Genomic DNA, 19,897 nt, shown 5'->3' on the forward strand with positions numbered 1-19,897 from the left:
CCCGGAAGGCCGGCCGTCATGACCTCCTCCGCCACCGCCGTCATACCCCCGGTCCTCGCCGAGGTCGTCCGTTCCGGCTTCGTCGAGGGCCATCACCGGGGGTCGCTCGTCCTGCTGGCCCCGGACGGCACCGTCGAGATGTCGGCCGGCGACCCGACGGCGCCGGTCTTCCCGCGCTCGTCCAACAAGCCCATGCAGGCCGCGGCGCTGCTGCGGGCGGGCCTGGACCTGTCGGGGGAGCGGCTGGCGCTGGCCGCGGCGAGCCACTCGGGCGAGCCGTTCCACCTCGACCTCGCCCGCAAGATGCTCGCCGAGCACGGGTTCGCCGAGTCCGACCTGCGCACCCCGCCGGACCTGCCGCTGGACCCGGCGGAGGCCGAGGCGTACCTGGCCGCCGGCAACGCCCGCGAGCGGATCACCATGAACTGCTCCGGCAAGCACGCGGCGATGCTCGCCGCCTGCGCGCTGAACGGCTGGGACCCGGCCTCCTACCTGGACGCGCAGCACCCGCTCCAGCGGCTGATCCTCGACGAGGTCCAGGCCGCCTCCGGCGAGACCGTGCCGGCCGTGGGCGTCGACGGGTGCGGCGCGCCGCTGATGGCGATCAGCCTGGTGGGTCTCGCGCGGGCGTTCCGCTCGTACGTGCTCGCCGAGCCCGGGACGCCGCAGCGGCAGGTCGCCGACGCGATGCGCGCGCACCCGGAGTACGTGGCGGGGACGCGGCGCCCGGACACCTGGCTGATGCGGGAGGTGCCGGGGGCGCTGTCGAAGATGGGCGCCGAGGCGGTCCAGGCGGTCGCCCTGGCGGACGGCCGGGCGCTCGCGTTCAAGATCGATGACGGTTCGGGGCGGGCCATGGGCCCGGTCCTCGCCCGGGCGCTGGGGATCCTCGGCGTCGACGGGCCGGTGGTCGGCCGCATCGCCGACGCGCCGCTGCTGGGCGGCGGCGAGCGGGTGGGCGAGATCCGCGCGGCGTTCTGAGCGAGGGGCTCGCGGGCCGTCGGGCCGGGCGGGGGCCGGGCGGGGACGCGGGACCGGAGGGCGGGTCCCGAAATCCGGGTGCGCCCACCGGAGGGCGCCGCCTAGCGTGACGCCCATGAGCGTCGACGTCCGCACGGTCACCGAGTCCGAGTTCCCCGACTGGCTGCGCGCCCGCCGCGTCGGGTTCATGCAGCCGCCCGTGGTCCCTGACGAAGAGGTCGCGCAGAAGCGCCCGTACGTCGACTTCGCCCGTACCCAAGGGGCCTTCGACGACGGGCGCTGCGTCGCCACCTTCCGCTCGTTCGCGCAGGAGCTGACCGTTCCCGGAGGCGCCCGGGTCGCGGCGAGTGCCGTGTCGAACGTGACCGTCTCGCCGACCCACCGGCGGCGCGGGCTCCTCAGCCGCATGATGGCGACGGACCTCACGGCGGCCAGGGAACGCGGCGAGGCGCTCTCGACGCTGATCGCCGCCGAGTACCCGATCTACGGGCGGTACGGGTACGGTCCGGCCGCCTGGACCACCGAGTGGACCGTCGACGTACGGCTCGCCGGCCTCGACCCACGCTGGTCCGGGCCCGGCGACGGCGGCCGCGTCGACCTGGTCGACGCGGAGGAGATCCGCAAGCTCGGCCCCGGCCTCCACGACCGGCTCCGGGCCGTCCGGCACGGCATGGTCAGCCGGGACCAGCGCGTCTGGGACGTGGGCACGGGAGCCGCGCGCCTGCCCGGTCAGCCCTGGACGGAGCCCTTCTACGCGACGTACCGCGGGGCGGACGGGGAGGTGGAGGGGTACGTCTGCTACTCCACCGACGACACCTGGGAGGGCAAGCGGCCGCTGTGCTCCGCGACCGTGCGCGACCTGATCGCCGTGACCCCGGCCGCGGAGCGCGCGCTGTGGCACTTCGTCTGCTCCATCGACTGGATGACCACGGTCACCAGCGGTTTCCGCGCCCCCGACGACCTGTTGCCCCTGTTGTTGCCCGACCCCAGGGCGGCGCGCGTCACGACCCACGCCGACTTCCTCTGGGTGCGGATCGTCGATGTCGTACGGGCCCTGGAGGCGCGTGCGTACGCGGGGCCGGGCACCCTCGTGCTGGAGCTGCACGACCCGGGCGGCCCCGCGGGCGGCCGCTTCCGGCTGGACGCCTCGCCGGAGGGCGCGTCGTGCGCGCCGACCACCGCGTCGCCGGACCTCACCATGGACGTGGCCGAGCTGGGGACGCTGTACCTGGGCGACGAGTCGGCGGTACGGCTCGCGGCCCTCGGGCGGGTGGAGGAGTCGACGCCGGGTGCCGCGTCGACGGCGGACGTACTGCTGCGCACCTCGCGCCGGCCGTGGTGCCCGGACGTGTTCTAGGCGGGCACGGGGCCTGTGCGGACCACCGGTGATCTGACACCCTCGTCCTACCCCTGATCCCGACCCTCCGGGCGGCTGCTGTGCACGACGACCTCATCGACGCCATCGGCGGTACCGAGCACGTTCTCTTCGGCTTCGACGGACCCCTCTGCCGTCTCCGCGCCGCGGCGACGGCGTGGCCCACGCCGTATGCCGACCCACTGGTCCGCACCCTGCACGCGGTCGGCACCGGCCTCGCCGTCGTCGGTGACACCTCCCCGGCCGTGGTGCGGCGCTACCTCGCGGGCCGGGGTCTGGCCGGCTGCTTCGGCCGGCACGTCCACGACCGGGTCGACCAGGCCCTCGCCGCGCTCGGCGCGGCCCCCGGGGCGTCACTGATGATCGGTGCCACGCCCGCCGACGTGACGGCCGCCCGGGAGGCGGGCGTGCCGTTCCTGGGCTACGGCCGGGACGAGGGGCACGTGGAGGTGCTGCGCCGGCTCGGTGCCGAGCGGGTGGTGACGTCGCTGGAACCGGTGCTCACCGCCGTACGCGCCGCCGCACACCGTTCAGCGCGTACGTACACGGAACAGCGCCCCTGACAGGCCGGCCGCCACCGCGAGGAGCCCGGCGCACCAGGCGAGGGCGACGACGGGGGCGGTGCCGACCGGCTGGTCGAGGAGGAGGCCGCGGAGGGATTCGATCACCGGGGTGACCGGCTGGTGGTCGGCGAAGCCGTGGAGCCAGGCCGGCATCGTGTCGATGGGGACGAAGGCGCTGCTCGGGTAGGGCAGGAACATCATGAGGAAGGTGAAGCCGCTCGCCGCCTCCGGCGTACGGGCCAGCAGGCCCACCGCCGCGGAGAGCCAGGAGATGGCGAGCACGAAGGCGAGCAGGATGCCCAGTGCGGCGAGCCAGCCGGCGGCGGAGGCGGCGGGCCGGAAACCGATCAGGAACGCGACGCCGAGGACGAGCCCCGTCGACAGGAGGTTGCGGGCGGTGCTCGCGGCGACGTGCGAGGCGAGGATCGGGGTCGCGCCGACGTCCAGGGAGCGGAAGCGGTCGACGATGCCTTCCTTCATGTCCTCCGAGACGCGTACGGCGGTGGCCGAGGAGCCGAAGCCGGCGCAGAGCAGCAGGACGCCGGGGACGACGTACGTCACGTAGTCGGTGCCGGTGTTGATCGCGCCGCCGAAGAAGTAGACGAAGATCAGCATCAGCATCACCGGCAGGGCCAGCGCGGTGATGACGGCGTCGACGTTGCGGCGGCTGAGGCGGATGCCGCGGCCGGTCAGGGTCAGGGCGTGGGTGACGGTGTCAGACATGGGCCGGCTCCTTGGCCGTCAGGGCGAGGAAGACGTCGTCGAGGGTGGCGCTGTGCAGGCTGAATCGGGCGATGTCGGTGCGGTCCGGGTCGAGTTCGTCGAGCAGGGCGCGCACATGGGCGGCGGTGCCGTCCGTCGGGACGCCGAGGGTGAGGGTGTCGGGGGCGTGGTGGACGGCGTGCGGGGCGAGGCGCCGGTAGGCGGGCTCGTCGGTGAGGACGAGGTCGAGGCGGTGGCCCCGGACGCGGTTCTTGAGCTCCTCGGCGGTGCCTTCGGCGACCAGCCGTCCCGCGTTGATCACCCCGATGCGGTCGGCCAGCCGGTCGGCCTCCTCCAGGTACTGGGTGGTGAGCAGGACGGTCGCGCCGCGGGCCGCCACCTCGGCGACCACCTGCCACAGCTCCCGGCGGCTGCGCGGGTCGAGGCCGGTCGTCGGCTCGTCGAGGAAGACCACCCGGGGGTCGCCGACCAGCCCGGCCGCGAGGTCGAGACGCCGTCGCATGCCGCCGGAGTAGGTGCCCGCGAGGCGGCGCCGGGCGTCGGTCAGGCGGAAGCGTTCCAGCAGTTCGTCGGCGCGGCGGGCGGCCGCGGGGCGGGAGAGCCCGGCCAGCCGGGCCATCATGCGCAGGTTCTCCTCGCCGGTCTGCATGGCGTCGACGGCCGCGAACTGTCCGGTGAGGCTGATCGCGCGGCGTACGCGGGCGCGGTCGGCGGCGACGTCGTACCCGGCGACCCGGGCCCGGCCGGCGTCCGCCCGGGTGAGCGTGGCGAGGATGCGGACGGTGGTGGTCTTGCCGGCGCCGTTGGGGCCGAGCAGGGCGTGGACGGTGCCGCGCTCGACGCGCAGGTCGATGCCGTCCAGCACCGGGACGTCGTTGTAGGCCTTGCGCAGGCCCTGGGCCTCGATGGCCGGGTGCGGTGTCATGACGCTCCCCCTTCTGCGTATGCCATACGCGTTACTGCGTAAGGGTTACGCATTACTAGGATGGGCGTCAAGCAGAAGGAGGCCGGCGGATGAAGGACAGCGACGGCACGGGGCTGCCCGCGAGCCTCGAGGCCGCCTGGGGCCTGCGCGAACGTCCCGGCAAGGGCCCGAAACCCGGGCTGACCCTGGACCGGATCGTCGACGCGGCCGTCGGCCTCGCCGCCGCCGAGGGCCTCGGAGCCGTCTCCATGGGCCGCGTCGCCAAGGAGCTCGGCGCCTCGACGATGTCCCTGTACCGGTACGTCGGCGCCAAGGACGAGCTGTACGTGCTGATGGTGGACCGGGCCATCGGCGCGCCACCCCCGCCCCCCGCCCCCGGCACCCACTGGCGCGAGGCCCTCGCGACCTGGGCGTGGGAGCAGCGGGCGGCCCTCCAGCGGAACCTGTGGGCCCTGCGCGTCCCCATCTCCGGGCCGCCCGTGACACCGAACTCGGTGGCCTGGTGGGAATGGGGGCTGGTCGCACTCGCGGACACCGGGCTCGACGAGGGCACCAAGATCTCGGTGATCCTGCTGGTCAGCGGCTTCGTACGGAACGAGGCCGGACTCATGGCCGACCTCGACACCGCGATGCGCGCGACGGGGGAGAGCCCCCGGGAGGTCATGGCCCGCTACGGCCGCACCCTCCAGCGGCTGGCGGACCCCGCCCGCTACCCGGCCGTCGCGCGGATGCTCGCGTCCGGGGTGATGGACGAGCCGGACGAGCCGGACTTCGAGTTCCGCTTCGGGCTGGACCGGGTGCTGGACGGGGTCCAGGTCCTGGTGGACCGGGTCACACCGTGAGCACCACCTTGCCCAGCAGGCTCCGGTCCTCGATCGCCGTGTGCGCCTCGGCCGCCCGCTCCAGTGGGAACGTCCCGCCGATCACCGGCCGCAGCCGCCCGGCCGCCGCGTCCGCGAGCGCCCGCCCGGCCAGCCGGCCGTAGGCCTCCGGCGCCAGCTGCACGTCGCCGATGCCCAGCAGCCGCACCCCCCGCCGCTCCGCCTCGGCCGGGTCGACCTCCGCGAAGCCCCCCGTCGGCGCCCCGTGCGCGGAGAACCGTCCGCCGTCGGCCACGAGCCCGAAGGCCGCCAGGCCCACCTCGCCGCCCACGCCGTCCAGCACGACGTCCGCCCCCGCGGGGCCGAGGGCCTGCCGGGCGCGCCCGACCCAGCCGGGGGCGCGCGTGTCGATCACCACGTCGGCGCCCAGCTCCCGCACGAGGGCTGCCTTGCGCCCGCCGCGCGCGGTGCCCACGACCCGGGCGCCCGCCGCCCTCGCGAGCTGGACCAGCAGCGTGCCCATCCCGCCCGACGCCCCGACGATCAGCACCGTCTCGCCGGGCTTCGGCTCCGTCGCGTCCAGCAGGGCCGTGGCCGTCACTCCGTCGTGGACGAGGGCCGCCGCCTCGGTGAACGCCAGGCCGTCCGGTACGGGGATCACCGACTCGACGTCCACGACGGCCAGTTCGGCGTAGCCGCCGGTGAGGCCGAGCGAGGCGATCACGCGGCGCCCGAGCCACTCCGACCCGTCGACGCCCGCGCCGACGGCCCGTACCGTACCGGCGATGCCGCCGCCCGGGACGTACGGCGGTTCGACCGGGAACCACTGGGTGGCGGTCCCGGACCGCAGCTGCATCTCCAGGAAGATCGTGTCGACGGCGGCGACCTCCACGAGCACCTGCCCGGACCCCGCCACCGGTTCCGGCACGTCGGCCCGGACCAGGACCTCCGGACCGCCGAACCTCGTCGCGCGCACTACGCGCATCGCGCTCACACCCCTCCCGTCGGCGGACCTGGTCCGGAGTGTCCGGGGTCCGCGGGGACGAGTCTGGAACGTCAAGTGCGGTTGAGGTCAACAGGTGCGTAGGCTCGGCGGTATGAGCGGTGACATGGGGCTGCGCGAGCGCAAGAAGCAGCGGACGTACCGGACGATCTCCGACGCGGCGATCGGCCTCTTCCTGGAGAAGGGCTTCGACCGGGTCTCGGTCGCCGAGGTCGCCGCGGCCGCCGAGGTCTCCAAACCGACGCTCTTCCGGTACTTCCCGGCCAAGGAGGACCTGGTCCTGCACCGGTTCGCCGACCACCGCGAGGAGGCGGCACGCGTCGTCGCACAGCGGCCCGAGGGCGTCGGCCCGCTCCAGGCGCTGCACCGCCACTTCACCGACGGGCTCGCCCGCCGCGACCCGGTGACCGGCCTGAGCGACGACCCGGACGTGCTCGCCTTCCACCGGCTGCTGTACGGCACGCCCAGCCTGGTCGCACGGCTGTACGCCTACCAGGGAGCGGCCGAGCGGGCGTTGGCGGAGGCACTGGGGGGCGAGGGGGTCCGGGACCGTCTGGCGGCGGGTCAGATCGTCGCCGTACAGCGGATCCTGGCGGAGGAGAACTGGCGGCGGATCGAGGCCGGCGAGGCCGCGGACGCGGTGGAACCGGACGCGGTGGCCGCCGCCGACCTGGCCTTCCGGCAACTGGCGGCGGGGCTCTCCCGCTGAGCGGGCTCGCCGGCGGGGGCCCTTCCGCGTCCGGCCCGCCGGCGTGGGCTCGCCACCCGCGCCCCGGAACCGCCGCTCCCTCCTCCGGCAGCGGCGGCCCGGGCGCTCAGTGACCGGTCACCACATCACGGGCAGCCGCTCCGGGATCCGCTTCATGAACCCGGTGCGCCACACCAACTGCTCGACCGGAACGGCGAGCTGGAGGCCGGGCATCCGGTCGAGCACGGCCTCCAGGGCGATCTCCGCGTGCTTCTTGCCGAGCGCGGTCGCGGGGCAGTAGTGCCGGCCGCCGCCGAAGGAGAGGTGATCCGTGTTGTTCTCGCGGGTGAGGTCCACGGTGGTCGGGTCGCGGAACGCCTCCGGGTCGAAGTTGGCGCCCTCGACCAGCACGAGGACGAGCTCGCCCTTCTTCACCTCCACGTCTCCGAGCGTCACGTCCTCCGTGGCGAGACGCGGGAGGCCGTCGCCGATGGAGAGGTTGATCCTCAGCAGCTCGTCGACGGCCGCCGGGATCTTGCCGCGGTCGGCGAGGAGTTCGGCCTTCAGCTCCGGGTGCTGGATGAGCGAGACCAGAGCCATGGTCAGGAAGCCGGCGGTGGAGATGACCCCGGCGCCGAACATGGTCACCCCGACCGTCGCCAGCATCTCGTCGGTGAGGTGGTCGTAGTCCGGGTCCCCGCGCAGCGCGGCGAGCTCGGCCATCAGACCGGTCGTGGTGGGGTCGTCGAGCCGCTCGATCATGTAGGCGATGTCGCGGTCCCAGTTGAGCGCGGCGCCGGCGATCGGGCAGGCGGAGTTCATGAACGCGATGTCCAGGCTGCGCATCAGCCGGGGCGCGTCCTCCTGCGGGATGCCGAGGATGTGGCAGTGCATGGCGGCGGAGTACGGGTCGGCGAACTGCCCCCGCAGGTCCCCCGGCGCGCCCTCGGCGAGGATGCGGTCGACCAGGTCGGCGGCGGCCGACCGCATCCACTCCACCAGGCCGGGCGCCTTGGGGTTGAGCGCCTTGAGCACCGCCTTGCGCAGACCGGCACCGGTGATGTTGCCCATGTTGTTGACGACCTCGGGCGGGATCGTCAGTGCGTACTGGCGGGGCACACCCGGCGCCGAGGTCTCCTTGAGGCTGAAGCGCGGGTCTTCCAGGACCTGCTTGCACAGCGCGTGGGAGGACACCAGCCACGCCGCGTCACCGGCGATGGTCCGCACCCGCTTGACCGGGTGCTCCTTGCGCAGCAGCTCCACCTCGGCCGGGATCCGGTCGCCGCGCCAGGAGAAGGGGAAGTCGAGGAGCTCGTCGGGGAGGGTCTCAACGGACATCGGAGGGTTCTCCTTCAGCGGATTCCGAGGATGCTGCGGGGGTCACGATCGCGTGGCCCTGGTTGCGCGAGGCGCGCAGCCCGGAGCCGCGCGAGTAGAGCAGCTCGGCCATCGGCAGCAGCTGGTGGTAGCAATTGAGGGACGACGGCACGCCCAGGATGGCGGGGGTGTCCAGGAACAACGGCGCCTCGGCGCACACGTACTCGACGCACACCTCCCGCTGTCGCGCTGTCGGCGCCTTTCCGCCCAGGACCTTGGACGACAGGAAGGCGTCGATGAGCGCGTCGCAGGTCGCGCGGAAGTCCGGGTCCGTCGCCAGCCGGCTCCGCAAGTGCCGGTGGATCTCCCGGTACGCCGGGTTGTCCTGGAACGCCGACATGGGGTGGGCGCGCAGCCGCCGCCCGTTGGGGTCGACGGCCGCGACGGCATTGGTCACCTTGGCCCGTACGCCCCGCAGGTTCTTCACCGCCTTGCGGCGGGCGTCCTCGGCGGTGTAGCCGGACGCCTCGTACATCTCGGCCACATGGAGGTCGGTGTAGACGAAGTCCACCTGGTCGAAGTGGGCGGTGCCCCAGCGGGCCAGGTCGATGACGCGCTGGGCGGAGAAATAGCTGTTGCCGGGCGAGACGCCGATCACGGCATGGGCGCCCTCGGCGCAGATCACCTGGCAGTGGGCCGTGTACGGCTGGACGGTGAAGAGTCCGGAAACGGTGTCGGAAGGGGTGAAGGGCTGAATCTCGAAGACGGTCTCAGTCGTCAACTGGGAAGTCCTTCGCGTCGCTAGTCCCGATGGAGCCTCGTGCTCCAGGTGTGGCGACGACGCCGAGAAGTTAGCTTCCGACCACGGAGAGTGTCAACGCGGCGCCGTTCGTTACTCCTGTGTACACGCACATTTACGGTCAGTGTCATCAGGTATTCATGTTGAAACTCAATAAGAAATGTAACCCGGTTGCGTTATTCTGGTCGTATGACGTCACTCGACCAGGAACTGAGCAAGGAACGGACCCACCACGACACCTGCCGCGCCGCCCTGCACCGGATGGTCGACGGAGCCGCCGGCCATGTCGTCACCGGCGAGGACGTCTCCGCGTCGGGTGCCGACGCCGAAGCGCTCGGGTACCACCTCCGCAGCCGCGCCAAGGAACTGCGCGAGGAACCGCACGGCCCGCTTTTCTTCGGGCGCCTCGACCACCAGGACGGCCGGAGCCACCACATCGGCCGCCGCCGCATCACCGAGCACCCGGCCGCCCCGCCGCTCGTCATCGACTGGCGCGCCCCCGTCGCGCGGCCCTTCTACCAGGCGAGCGCCCGCGACCCCCAGGGCGTACGGGTCCGGCGGAGGTTCGGCTGGGCGTCCCTCGGCGACGGTGACTCGGCCGACCTGACCGGGCTGGAGGACGAGCACCTGACCACTGGGGAGTCCGGCGCGCCCAGCGCGATCCTGGCCGGGGAGATCGAACGTCCCCGCGTCGGGCCCATGCGGGACATCGCCGCCACCATCCAGCCCGAGCAGGACGACCTCGTACGCGCGGCGCTCACCGAATCCCTCTGCGTCCAGGGTGCCCCCGGCACCGGGAAGACCGCCGTCGGCCTGCACCGGGCGGCGTACCTGCTCTACACCCATCCGCAGCGCGTCCGGCGCGGTGGCCTGCTGATCCTCGGCCCGAACCGCACGTTCCTGTCGTACGTCTCCCAAGTCCTGCCCGCCCTCGGCGAGTCGGACGTCCGGCAGTCGACGATCGAGGACGAGATCGACCGGGGCCACGAGGTGCGCGCCCACGACTCGCCCGAGGCCGAGGTGGTCAAGCACGACGCCCGCATGGCCGACGTCCTGCACCGGGCTCTGTACGCGCGGGTCGGCCCGCCCGCCGAACCGCTGGCCGTGCCGGACGGCTCCTACCGGTGGCGGGTGCCGCTGGAGGAGCTGGCGGAGATCGTCGCCGGTGTCCGGGCGGAGGCGCCGCCCTACGCGGTGGGGCGCGAGCGGGTGCGCAGCCGGGTGGTGCGGGCGGTCCAGCTCCGGGCGGAGCGGCGGGCCGGGCCGAGGAGCGGGGCATGGGCGCGGCGGATCGAGCGGGCCCGCGAGGTGACGGCGTTCGTGGACACGTGCTGGCCGAAGGTCACGCCCGAGGAGGTCCTCGCCGAGGTGCTGGCCGACCCGCGCGACCCGGCGCTCACCGAGGCCGAGCGGGAGGCGATCCGGTGGCCGAGGCCCCCGCGCTCGTACCGGTCCGCCACGTTCAGCGCGGCCGACCTGGTCCTGCTCGACGAGCTCGCCGGTCTGATCGAACGCCCCGACGGCTACGGGCACATCGTGATCGACGAGGCCCAGGACCTGTCCCCGATGCAGTGCCGCGCGATCGCCCGCCGCGCGGACTTCGGGTCGCTGACCGTCCTCGGCGACCTGGCGCAGGGCACCACCCCGTGGGCGGCCCGCGACTGGGCGGAGCAACTGGCCCACCTGGGGCGGAAGTCGGTGCCCGTGGTCGCCCTGACGGCCGGGTTCCGTGTCCCCGCGGGTGTCGTCGCGCTCGCCAACCGGTTGCTGGGAGCCCTGGACGTGGACGTACCGCCCGGCCGGTCACTGCGTCGGGACGGCGAGGTGGCGGTCCGTGAGGTGCGGGACGTGCGGGAGGGCGTGGTGGGTGCCGTGCGTGCGGCGCTGACCCGCGAGGGCTCCGTCGGGGTGATCGCCACGGAGCGGGCGGCCGACGGGCTGCGCGCCGCGCTGGACGCGGCGGGCCTGGCCGCGCCGCGTGTGACGGTGCTGCCCGCCACGCTCGCCAAGGGCCTGGAGTACGACCACGTCGTCGTCGCCGAACCCGCCGACATCGCCGAGGCCGAACCGCGCGGGCTGAACCGGCTGTACGTGGTCCTCACCCGCGCGGTCTCCCGCCTCGACGTCCTGCACGCCCGGCCGCTGCCTACACCGTTGCGGCGGGCTTGAGCGCCTCGGCGCCGGCCTCGGGCAGGACGCGCGGCCGGCGCAGCACGGTGGACGCGACGGCGAGGGCGGCGACGAGGAGCCCCGTACCGACGGCGAAGGCCAGCCGGTAGCCGCCGGTCAGCGCCTCGGCCCGCCCGCTGCCGCTCGCCAGCAGGCTCTCCGTACGGGAGGCGGCAAGGGTGGACAGGACGGCGACGCCCAGCGCCATGCCGATCTGCTGGGTGGTGTTGAACAGTCCGGACGCCAGCCCGGCGTCCTCCTCGCCCGCGTCCGACATGCCGAGCGTGGTCAGGGCCGGGAGCGCGAGCCCGAAGCCGGCGGCGAGCAGCATCACGGGCAGCAGGTCGACGACGTAGTTCGCCTGGACGGGTACGCGGGTGAGCAGCCCGAGGACGCCGATCAGCAGCACCAGTCCGGCCAGCAGGACGTTGCGCTCACCGAAGCGGGCGTTGAGGCGGGCGGAGACGCCGAGCGACACCGCGCCGATCACGGCGGCGGCGGGGAGCATCGCGAGGCCGGTGGCGGCGGCCCCGTAACCGAGGACTCTCTGCAGGTAGAGCGCGACGAGGACCTGGAACGAGAACAGCGCGGCCACCATCAGGACCTGCACCAGGTTGGCCCCGGCGACGCTGCGCGAGCGGAGGATCCGCAGCGGCATGAGGGGGGTGGCGGCGGTGGCCTGGCGTACGACGAAGGCGGCGAGCAGGGCGACGGCGAGGCCGCCGAAGCCCAGCGTGTGCGCGGAGGTCCAGCCGTACGCCTCGACCTCGACGACCGTGTAGATCCCGAGCATCAGCCCGCCGGTGACCAGGGCGGCGCCGATGACGTCGGCTCCGGCGGCGAGGCCCCGGCCACGGTCGGCCGGGAGGGCGGGAACCGCGACGGCGAGGGCGGCGATGCCGATCGGCAGGTTGATGAAGAAGATCCAGTGCCAGTCGAGGGCGTCGGTGAGGACACCGCCGAGGACCTGTCCGAGCGAGGCGCCCGCGGCGCCGGTGAAGCTGAACACCGCGATGGCCCTGGCGCGTTCGCGGGGCTCGGTGAAGAGCGTGACGAGGATGCCGAGGCTGACGGCGGACGCCATCGCGCTGCCCGCGCCCTGGAGGAAGCGGGCGGCTATCAGTACGGCGGGCGATCCCGCCGTCCCGGCCAGCAGCGAGGCGGCGGTGAACACGCCCGTGCCGGCGAGGAACATCCTCTTGCGGCCGATCAGGTCGCCCAGCCGTCCGGCCAGCAGAAGCAGGCTGCCGAAGGCGATCAGGTAGGCGTTGACGACCCAGCTGAGGGCGGCGGGCGAGAAGCCCAGGTCGTTCTGGATGGCCGGCATGGCGACGGTGACGATGCTGCCGTCGAGGACGGTCATCAGCATGCCGGTGGCGATGACGCCGAGGGCGAGGGTGCGTGGAGCGAGGGACATGGCGGTCTCTCCTGTCATGGGACCCGACAGGAGAGACCGTAGCAGATAGTTTTGTTAGAGACGATCTATTGTGGAACTGTTTGCCGCTGCCTCGGGGGGGCTACTTCTCCCGCTGGCGTGCTCGCCGGGCGGGCCTCGGCCCCTCGACGGGGGTGGCCAGATACCCCTCGACCAGGTGGTTCAGTGCCCGCAGCAGGGCTGCGCGGTCGCCCTCGGGGAGGGCGGCCAGAGCGTCTGCGTGGACCTGGTCGACGATCTCCTGGCTGCGCCGCGCGACCCGTGCGCCCTCCTCGGTGACCGCGATGATCCGAGCGCGCCGGTCCGTGCTGGAGGGGCGGCGCTCGGCGAGACCGGCCTTCTCCAGGGCGTCCACCGTCACCACCATCGTGGTCTTGTCCATGTCGCCGATCTCGGCGAGCTGGATCTGGGTGCGCTCCTCCTCGAGGGCGTGGACGAGCACACAGTGCATGCGTGCCGTGAGCCCGATCTCCGCGAGGGCGGCCGACATCCGGGTGCGCAGGACGTGGCTGGTGTGGTCGAGGAGGAAGGAGAGGTCGGGTTCGGTGCGGGTGGGTGACATGGCGGTCATGACACCAGCGTAACCATTCGGTCCGTAACGGATTATCCGAAAGGAGACTGTGACGGCGCGGGGTGCCGCGACCGGGGGTGGACGTCCTGGCGCCCGGCCGCTTCAACGGCGCCCGGCCGCCTCAACGCCCGAGGCCGCTCAGCGGCGCCCGGCGGCGTCGGCGAGGATCGCACGGAGCCGAGCCCGGCACTCGGCGACGAAGGCGGGGAACGTCTCCCAGTAGTGGGAGATCCCGCTGACGCCCACCGCGACCGCCCAGGCGCGGGCCCGGGTCCAGGTCGCGTCGTCGAGGTGCAGGGCGTCCCAGTAGGCCTCCCGGGCCCGGGGCGGCAAGTCCCACACCGTGGAGTGCTCGGCGTCGGGAAAGCCGACCGAGAGTCCTCCGAAGTCGATGACCGCGTGAAGCCTGCCTTCCCGGACCAGGAGGTTGGTCGGCTTCAGGTCGCCGTGGAGCCACACATGAGGTGCGGAGGGCTCGGGCAGGGCGAGCGCGGCTCGCCACAGCCGTTCCAGAGTGTCGATGTCGAGCTCGGAGCCCACCGTGGCCCGGCAGTCGTCGAGGCACTTGGTGACCCACTGGTCGCACGGCTGCAAAGTGCCCCCCCGGTACCAACTGAGGCCGTCCGTGCGGGTCGCCCCCATGAGGTCGACGCGGTGGAGCTCCCTCACGACCACCGCCAGGTCCGCTCCGAAGGAGGCCCAGTCCCGGACGGTGTCCGGGCCGGCCTCCTCGCCGTCGATCCAGCGGTACACCGACCAGGCCAGCGGGAAGGCGTCGGTGGGCGTGCCGGCGTGGACGGGCTCGGGAATCGGACGGGTCAGGAGGGGCGCCAGCCGGGGAAGCCACTCCTGCTCCTTCCGTACGGCCCGTCCGTTGCCGGCGGTTCGCGGAAGTCGCACGAGCAGGTCCTGGCCCAGCCGGTACATGGTGTTGTCCGTGCCCGCGCCCACGAACGCCAACGGCAGGCCGGACCACTCCGGGCGCTGGGCCGTGAGCAGTGACCGGACCAGCGTCTCGTCGGCCGGGACCTCGTTCTCGTGAAGAGTCACCCAGGAAGTTTCCTCGCCGGACGGAACGGAAACCAGTGACTTTTTCCTCTCCGACCGGGTTCGCACGAGGTGAGAACGAGGCGTCCGCCCCCGGCGGGAACACTTTTGCAAGCGCCTGCTTGCAAAAGTTAGCAAGTGGGTGCACCATCGAGGCATGGCATCACTCAACGTCGGCAATCTCGGGGAGTACTTGCGCGAACAGCGGCGCACCGCGCAGCTGTCGCTGCGTCAGCTCGCCGAAGCCGCCGGGGTGTCCAATCCGTATCTGAGCCAGATCGAGCGCGGGCTGCGCAAGCCGAGCGCGGAGGTGCTCCAGCAGGTCGCCAAGGCGCTGCGGATCTCCGCCGAGACGCTGTACGTGCGGGCCGGGATCCTGGACGAGCGGGAGCGCGAGGAACTGGAGACGCGTGCCGTCATCCTCGCGGACCCGTCGATCAACGAGCGGCAGAAGCAGGTGCTGCTCCAGATCTACGACTCGTTCCGCAAGGAGAACGGACTCGATACGGAGACGAAGGGTGCCGATCACACCACCGAGGACGGCACCTCACCCGAACTCTGACTCTGCGATCCGGGAGGACCACAGTCGTGGCCATCATCGAAGAACTCCGCACGCCCCTCTACTTCGCCGCCGGTACGGCCGACCTCGCCGTACAGCAGGCCAGGAAGGTGCCCGGCCTGATCGAGCAGATCGCCGCGGAGGCGCCCGCCCGCATCGACGCGGTGCGCAACACCGACCCCAAGGCCGTGCAGGAGAAGGTGAGCGCCCAGGCCAAGGAGGCCCAGGCCAGCGTGCAGGCCAAGGTCACCGAGGTGCTCGGCTCCCTGGACACGGACCTGAAGAAGCTGGGCGAGACCGCCCAGCACCTGGCGCTGCGCAGCGTCGGCGTGGCGGCCGAGTACGCGGTCAGGGCCCGGGAGACGTACGAGAAGGTCGCCGAGCACGGTGAGCAGGCCGTGAAGCACTGGCGTGGCGAGGCCGCCGAGGAGATCAACGAGATCGCCATCGCCGTCGAGCCGGACCCGGAGCCCAAGCCCGCCGAGCCCAAGGCCGCCGAGCCGAAGCCCGCCGAGCCGAAGCCCGCCGAGGCCAAGGCGTCCGCCGCGAAGCGGACCGCCCCGGAGAAGAAGGCCCCGGCGCCGCGCAAGCCGGTGGCGAAGAAGACGACGGCGACGGACAACAAGTAACGCCGACCCGTCCCAAGGGGCCGGTCCCCTCTCCCCTCCCGTGAGCCCGTCGGCTCCGGGCCGGGCGGCGGGGCACCGGCCCCTCGGCGCGCCCCCCGCGGCACGTTTGCGCGGCACGCCTGCGCGGCACGCCTGCGCGGCGGCACGGCGGGCACATTCGGGGTGGCCGGGGCGTTGTACCGGTACCTTGGCCGCGAGGCGCTTCACTCACCGATTGGGCGGTGCTCAGCAATGTTGCTCGCAGGATTCAGCACGTTCCTCTTTCTGCTCAACCTCGCCATGCTCCTCATCGCCGTGGTCGCCCTGTTCATCGCGGCGACGGCACGTGAGGACGCGTACCGCGCCGCAGACAAGCAGACCAAGATGTTCTGGCTGATCATCCTGGGCGTCACGGTCGTGGTGAACCTCGTCGTACCGATGCTGTTCCTGCAGATCGCCGGGCTCGTCGCGTCGATCGTGTTCATGGTCGACGTACGGCCGGCCCTCCAGCAGGTGTCCGGCGGTGGCCGTGGCGGCCGACGCGGCGGCGGCTCCAGCAGCGACGGGCCGTACGGCCCCTACAACGGCGGCCGCTGAGCGCCTGAGCTCCCGGCCGGCTCCCGACCGTCAGCGGCGCCCCGGCGACCGGCGGCGCGCCGCACGGTCGGGGCGCGCCGCACGGTCGGCGGCCGTCCCCTCGCGGGCGAGCAGCAGCACGGCCACGTCGTCCGTCAGCTCCCCGCCGTTCAGCTCCCGCACCTGAGCCACCGCCGCCTCCAGCAGCTCCTCGCCGCCCAGGCCCTGCGACAGCTGGCGGTTGATCATCTCGACCATGCCGTCCTGGCCCAGCCGCGGCGATCCGGGACCCGCCGAGCGGCCCTCGATCAGGCCGTCCGTGTACATCATCAGGCTCCACGAGCCGCCCAGCTCCACCTGCCGCCGCGGCCAGCGGGCCCGCGGGAGCAGCCCCAGGGCGGGGCCGCCGTCCTCGTACGGGAGGAGCTGCGCGGCCCGGCCGTGGCGGGCGATCAGCGGCGAGGGATGGCCCGCCAGGCACAGTCCGGCGCGCCGCCCGTCCGGCGCGATGTCCACCGTGCACAGGGTCGCGAAGATCTCCTCGTTGTCCCGCTCGTGCTCCAGCACCTGCTGGAGCGTCGAGAGGAGCTCGTCACCGCACAGGCCCGCCAGCGTCAGCGCCCGCCACGCGATGCGCAGCTCGACGCCGAGCGCGGCCTCGTCCGGCCCGTGCCCGCACACGTCACCGATCATGGCGTGCACGGTCCCGTCCGGCGTGCGGACGGTGTCGTAGAAGTCGCCGCCCAGCAGCGCCCGCGAGCGCCCCGGCCGGTAGCGGGCCGCGAAGCGCAGGTCGGAGCCCTGGAGCAGCGGCGTGGGGAGCAGTCCCCGCTCCAGCCGGGCGTTCTCCTGCGCGCGCAGCCGCGACTCGGCCAGCTTCACCTGCACCGAGTCGGCCCGCTTGCGCTCCACCGCGTACCGGATGGCCCGGCTGAGCAGCGGCCCGTCGAGCTCCTCGCGGCACAGGTGGTCCTGCGCCCCTGCGCGTACCGCCGCGGCCGCCAGCTCGCCGTCGCCGGACGGGGTCAGCGCCAGGACGGCGTGGCGGGGCGCGAGGCGCAGCACGTGGTGCAGCGGTGCCAGCCGGTCGTCGTCCGGGCGGCAGGGGGCCAGGGCGAGGTCGACGAGTACGCAGTGCACGTCGTCGGTGAGGAGCCGCTCGGCCTCGGTGAGGTTGCGGGCGGTGCGGATACGGACCCGGCTGCCGGACGCGTCGACCAGCTCCGGAACGGTGAACGTGCCCGCCGGGTCGTCCTCGATCACCAGGAGGACGAGGTCCGTGCCGACGGCGGCGGTCTCGGCGACCGTGGCCGGGCTCGAGGCGCTCACCCTCTGTCGCGGTACGGGTACGGGCATCGGTGTCGTTTCCTTCCCTCCCCCCGAGGGCGCGGTGGCGCGTCGGTCGACGCACCACCCGACGGGGACCATAGCGGTCCTCGGCGGCCGAACGGAATGGTGATCGGCGAAGAGCCGATGGCATATGCCGCGCAGCGGGAGGTAGTTGGGCACCGCGTCATGACGAACGTCACGCGTCGTCTGTTGGCCCGGTCACATCCCGGGACGTATCCGGCAGGGGGCGGCGGAGTGCCGCACGTCTCACCTGTCCGGACGGACGACTCCGAGGATCGCCATCGAGCCGGCGCCCGCCACCGTCACGTTCCGTCCCGGCCGGGGCGCGTGGATGATCGCCCCGTCGCCGATGTAGAGGCCGACGTGACTGGCGTCCGCGTGGTAGATGATCAGGTCGCCGGGCCGCATGTCCGCGACGTCGATGCGGGGCAGCAGCCGCCACTGCTCCTGCGAGGTGCGCGGTATGCCCTTTCCGGCCGCCGCCCACGCCTGTGATGTCAGCCCCGAGCAGTCGTACGACCCCGGACCCTCCGCGCCCCACACGTACGGCTTGCCGAGCTGGGCCGTCGCGAACTCGATCGCCCGCTTCCCCTGCGGGCTCGCGCTGCCGCCGATCCCCTTGAGCACGCCGGAGCCGAGCCACGCCGTCTGGGCCCGCTCCTGCTCGTCCTGCTCCAGCCGCAGCAGCCGCGCGCGCTCGTCGGCCTCCAGCCGGGACTCCAGCTTCTCGGCTTCGGCGATCTTGGTCTCTATCTGCTTCTTCGTCCTCGCCTGCTGGATCCGGTTGGCCTCCAGCTTGGTCCAGTGCGCGCTGGCGTCCTTGGTGTACGCCTCCAAGTCGGCCTGCCGCTGCTTGAGTTCGGCGAGGAGGTCCTTGGTCGCCTTCTGGCCCTGCTGGAACCGGCCGACGCCGTTCAGGAACAGCTGGGGGTCGTCGGTGAGGACGAACTGCGCCTCGTCGGGTATGCCGCCGTTGCGGTACTGGGCGCGGGCGGCCGCTCCGGCCCGGTTCCTCAGGTCCTCGATCCGTGCCTGGCCGTCGACGATCGCCTGCGCCAGCTTCACGATCTCGGCCGACTGCTTCTTCGCCCGTTCCTCGGCGAGGTTGTACGCGTCGGTGGCGGAGGCGGCCTGCCGGTAGAGGGCGTCGATCTCCCGGCGGACCTCTTCCAGGCTCTTGCCCGAGGGGGGCGGGGGCGAGGCCGCCGGCGGGGGAGGGGTGGGTGCCGCGTATGCCGCCTGCACCGGTGACGCCAGCACGGTCAGAGCGCAGACCACGGTGATCGCGGCGGTGGCGCAGCGGCGTCGGTTCACGGACTCCCCCATCTCCCCATCTGATTTACCGTCAGTAACTTCGGGTGCCGATCGAGATGGTGCCATGAGGCCCGCGAAAACGACAGAGTCGCACCCACCAGGGAGGGACGAAAGATCACCCGCGGACGTTCCGCACGGGCCACGGGCGTTTTGTACGGGGCCGATTCAGTACGAGCCCGGCGCCAGCGCCGACCACCGCACCGTCACTTCGCCCTGGCGCCACCGCCGTCGGCCGTCCACCAGCGGCCAGTCGCCCGCCAGGTCCCGCGCCGTCCGGATCCACCGCTGCCGGGCGCCCAGCGAGGCGTACGGGGCCGCCGCCGCCCACGCCCGGTCGAAGTCCCGCAGGAACGCGTGCACCGGCTCGCCCGGCACGTTCCGGTGGATCAGCGCCTTCGGCAGGCGCTCCGCCAGGTCCGACGGCCGCTCCAGCGACCCGAGCCGCGTCGCGAACGTCACCGTCCGCGGCCCCTCCGGACCCAGCGCCACCCACACATGACGCCGCCCGATCTCGTCACACGTCCCCTCCACCAGCAGCCCCCCGGGCGCGAGCCGCGCGCACAGCCGCGCCCACACCGCCGCGACCTCGTCCTCGTCGTACTGGCGCAGCACGTTCGCCGCCCGGATCAGCGCCGGGGCGCCGTCCACCGGCACCTCGAAGCCACCGTGCACGAAGGTCAGGCCGTCGCGCGCGTACGGCTGGGCCGCCGCCACCCGGGCGGGCTCGATCTCGACGCCGACCACTCGGGTACGCGGGTCGGCGTCGCCGCGCAGCCGGTGCAGCAGCTCGACGGCGGTCCAGGGCGCGGCCCCGTAACCGAGGTCCACCGCCGTGGGCGGCAGCCCGCTGCGGCGCAGCGCCGCGCCGTGGACGGCGGCGATCCAGCGGTCCATGCGGCGCAGGCGGTTGGGGTTGGTGGTCCCGCGGGTCGGTGTGCCGACGGGGCGGGTCCCGGCGGGGCGGGTGGTGCGCGGGGCCATGGGGTCGAGGGTAAGGGCTCCGGAAACGTCCTCCCGGACGCGTAATGAATTGGCAAAGCGGAAATGCGGAGGGCCGGCCCGCTGTTGTCGCT

At 73.2% G+C, this 19,897-nt stretch carries 20 protein-coding genes; 9 read left to right on the forward strand and 11 right to left on the reverse strand.

Features of this window, described 5'->3' with window-relative positions; all coding sequences use genetic code 11:
* The first annotated feature begins 18 nt into the window (after positions 1-18).
* The 3 genes from ACZ6C1_RS27300 to ACZ6C1_RS27310 all read left to right on the forward strand — a co-directional run bounded on the left by ACZ6C1_RS27300 (position 19) and on the right by ACZ6C1_RS27310 (position 2,919).
* Entirely contained in the window at positions 19-981 is a 963-nt protein-coding gene (locus ACZ6C1_RS27300) for an asparaginase (protein ID WP_469244142.1), read from the forward strand.
* 115 nt (positions 982-1,096) lie between these two features.
* The gene (locus ACZ6C1_RS27305) at positions 1,097-2,338 is read left to right on the forward strand and encodes a GNAT family N-acetyltransferase (RefSeq protein WP_469244144.1); all 1,242 of its coding nucleotides are present in this window, start codon (positions 1,097-1,099) and stop codon (positions 2,336-2,338) included.
* A gap of 80 nt (positions 2,339-2,418) precedes the next feature.
* A complete protein-coding gene (locus ACZ6C1_RS27310; protein WP_469244146.1) occupies positions 2,419-2,919 on the forward strand; it encodes an HAD family hydrolase in 501 nt (166 codons plus the stop codon).
* On the opposite strand, the gene ACZ6C1_RS27315 is transcribed toward ACZ6C1_RS27310, so the two are convergent.
* Entirely contained in the window at positions 2,887-3,642 is a 756-nt protein-coding gene (locus tag ACZ6C1_RS27315) for an ABC transporter permease (RefSeq protein ID WP_469244148.1), read from the reverse strand. The genes ACZ6C1_RS27310 and ACZ6C1_RS27315 overlap by 33 nt on opposite strands.
* A complete protein-coding gene (locus ACZ6C1_RS27320; RefSeq protein WP_469244150.1) occupies positions 3,635-4,567 on the reverse strand; it encodes an ATP-binding cassette domain-containing protein in 933 nt (310 codons plus the stop codon). Before ACZ6C1_RS27320 ends, ACZ6C1_RS27315 begins: the two co-directional genes overlap by 8 nt.
* An 89-nt stretch (positions 4,568-4,656) precedes the next feature.
* Between ACZ6C1_RS27320 and ACZ6C1_RS27325 the strand changes: the two genes are divergently transcribed.
* Positions 4,657-5,409 (forward strand): TetR/AcrR family transcriptional regulator, encoded by a 753-nt coding sequence (locus ACZ6C1_RS27325; RefSeq protein WP_469244152.1) that lies wholly within the window; start codon positions 4,657-4,659, stop codon positions 5,407-5,409.
* Here ACZ6C1_RS27325 and ACZ6C1_RS27330 read toward each other — a convergent pair.
* Positions 5,399-6,373, reverse strand: coding sequence for a zinc-binding dehydrogenase (locus ACZ6C1_RS27330; RefSeq protein WP_469244154.1), 975 nt, complete (start codon positions 6,371-6,373; stop codon positions 5,399-5,401). The genes ACZ6C1_RS27325 and ACZ6C1_RS27330 overlap by 11 nt on opposite strands.
* 112 nt (positions 6,374-6,485) lie before the next feature.
* On the opposite strand from ACZ6C1_RS27330, the gene ACZ6C1_RS27335 reads away from it, so the two are divergent.
* Positions 6,486-7,100 (forward strand): TetR family transcriptional regulator, encoded by a 615-nt coding sequence (locus ACZ6C1_RS27335; RefSeq protein WP_469244156.1) that lies wholly within the window; start codon positions 6,486-6,488, stop codon positions 7,098-7,100.
* 117 nt (positions 7,101-7,217) lie between these two features.
* On the opposite strand, the gene ACZ6C1_RS27340 is transcribed toward ACZ6C1_RS27335, so the two are convergent.
* Together ACZ6C1_RS27340 and ACZ6C1_RS27345 are read right to left on the reverse strand one after the other, a co-directional pair.
* On the reverse strand, positions 7,218-8,417 hold the full coding sequence (locus tag ACZ6C1_RS27340; RefSeq protein WP_469244158.1) for a cytochrome P450: 1,200 nt from the start codon (positions 8,415-8,417) through the stop codon (positions 7,218-7,220).
* Positions 8,407-9,177 (reverse strand): cyclodityrosine synthase, encoded by a 771-nt coding sequence (locus ACZ6C1_RS27345; RefSeq protein ID WP_469244160.1) that lies wholly within the window; start codon positions 9,175-9,177, stop codon positions 8,407-8,409. The genes ACZ6C1_RS27340 and ACZ6C1_RS27345 overlap by 11 nt, the downstream gene beginning before the upstream one ends.
* A gap of 207 nt (positions 9,178-9,384) precedes the next feature.
* Here ACZ6C1_RS27345 and ACZ6C1_RS27350 point away from each other — a divergent pair, with 207 nt between their 5' ends.
* Entirely contained in the window at positions 9,385-11,364 is a 1,980-nt protein-coding gene (locus ACZ6C1_RS27350) for a HelD family protein (protein ID WP_469244162.1), read from the forward strand.
* On the opposite strand, the gene ACZ6C1_RS27355 is transcribed toward ACZ6C1_RS27350, so the two are convergent.
* The 3 genes from ACZ6C1_RS27355 to ACZ6C1_RS27365 all read right to left on the reverse strand — a co-directional run bounded on the left by ACZ6C1_RS27355 (position 11,342) and on the right by ACZ6C1_RS27365 (position 14,420).
* On the reverse strand, positions 11,342-12,781 hold the full coding sequence (locus tag ACZ6C1_RS27355) for an MFS transporter (RefSeq protein WP_469244164.1): 1,440 nt from the start codon (positions 12,779-12,781) through the stop codon (positions 11,342-11,344). The genes ACZ6C1_RS27350 and ACZ6C1_RS27355 overlap by 23 nt on opposite strands.
* A 100-nt stretch (positions 12,782-12,881) precedes the next feature.
* Complete coding sequence (locus ACZ6C1_RS27360) at positions 12,882-13,370, reverse strand: MarR family winged helix-turn-helix transcriptional regulator (protein ID WP_469244166.1); 489 nt, start codon at positions 13,368-13,370, stop codon at positions 12,882-12,884.
* A 138-nt stretch (positions 13,371-13,508) separates the two neighbouring features.
* A complete protein-coding gene (locus tag ACZ6C1_RS27365) occupies positions 13,509-14,420 on the reverse strand; it encodes an aminoglycoside phosphotransferase family protein (RefSeq protein WP_469244168.1) in 912 nt (303 codons plus the stop codon).
* Positions 14,421-14,574: 154 nt separating this feature from the next.
* Between ACZ6C1_RS27365 and ACZ6C1_RS27370 the strand changes: the two genes are divergently transcribed.
* The 3 genes from ACZ6C1_RS27370 (at position 14,575) to ACZ6C1_RS27380 (ending at position 16,181) form a co-directional block, all read left to right on the forward strand.
* Positions 14,575-14,979 (forward strand): helix-turn-helix domain-containing protein, encoded by a 405-nt coding sequence (locus ACZ6C1_RS27370; protein ID WP_366129006.1) that lies wholly within the window; start codon positions 14,575-14,577, stop codon positions 14,977-14,979.
* A gap of 26 nt (positions 14,980-15,005) precedes the next feature.
* Complete coding sequence (locus tag ACZ6C1_RS27375) at positions 15,006-15,605, forward strand: hypothetical protein (RefSeq protein ID WP_469244170.1); 600 nt, start codon at positions 15,006-15,008, stop codon at positions 15,603-15,605.
* Between the two features lie 231 nt (positions 15,606-15,836).
* Entirely contained in the window at positions 15,837-16,181 is a 345-nt protein-coding gene (locus ACZ6C1_RS27380) for a DUF2516 family protein (RefSeq protein ID WP_351820164.1), read from the forward strand.
* A gap of 30 nt (positions 16,182-16,211) precedes the next feature.
* Here ACZ6C1_RS27380 and ACZ6C1_RS27385 read toward each other — a convergent pair whose 3' ends face one another.
* The 3 genes from ACZ6C1_RS27385 to ACZ6C1_RS27395 form a co-directional block, all read right to left on the reverse strand.
* Entirely contained in the window at positions 16,212-17,516 is a 1,305-nt protein-coding gene (locus tag ACZ6C1_RS27385; RefSeq protein WP_469244172.1) for a PP2C family protein-serine/threonine phosphatase, read from the reverse strand.
* Between the two features lie 240 nt (positions 17,517-17,756).
* Positions 17,757-18,824, reverse strand: a complete 1,068-nt coding sequence (locus ACZ6C1_RS27390; protein WP_469244174.1) for a C40 family peptidase — start codon at positions 18,822-18,824, stop codon at positions 17,757-17,759.
* A gap of 165 nt (positions 18,825-18,989) precedes the next feature.
* Positions 18,990-19,805, reverse strand: a complete 816-nt coding sequence (locus ACZ6C1_RS27395; RefSeq protein WP_469244176.1) for a class I SAM-dependent methyltransferase — start codon at positions 19,803-19,805, stop codon at positions 18,990-18,992.
* Positions 19,806-19,897 lie beyond the last annotated feature (92 nt).

The organism is Streptomyces sp. NPDC041796, from assembly GCF_055590785.1.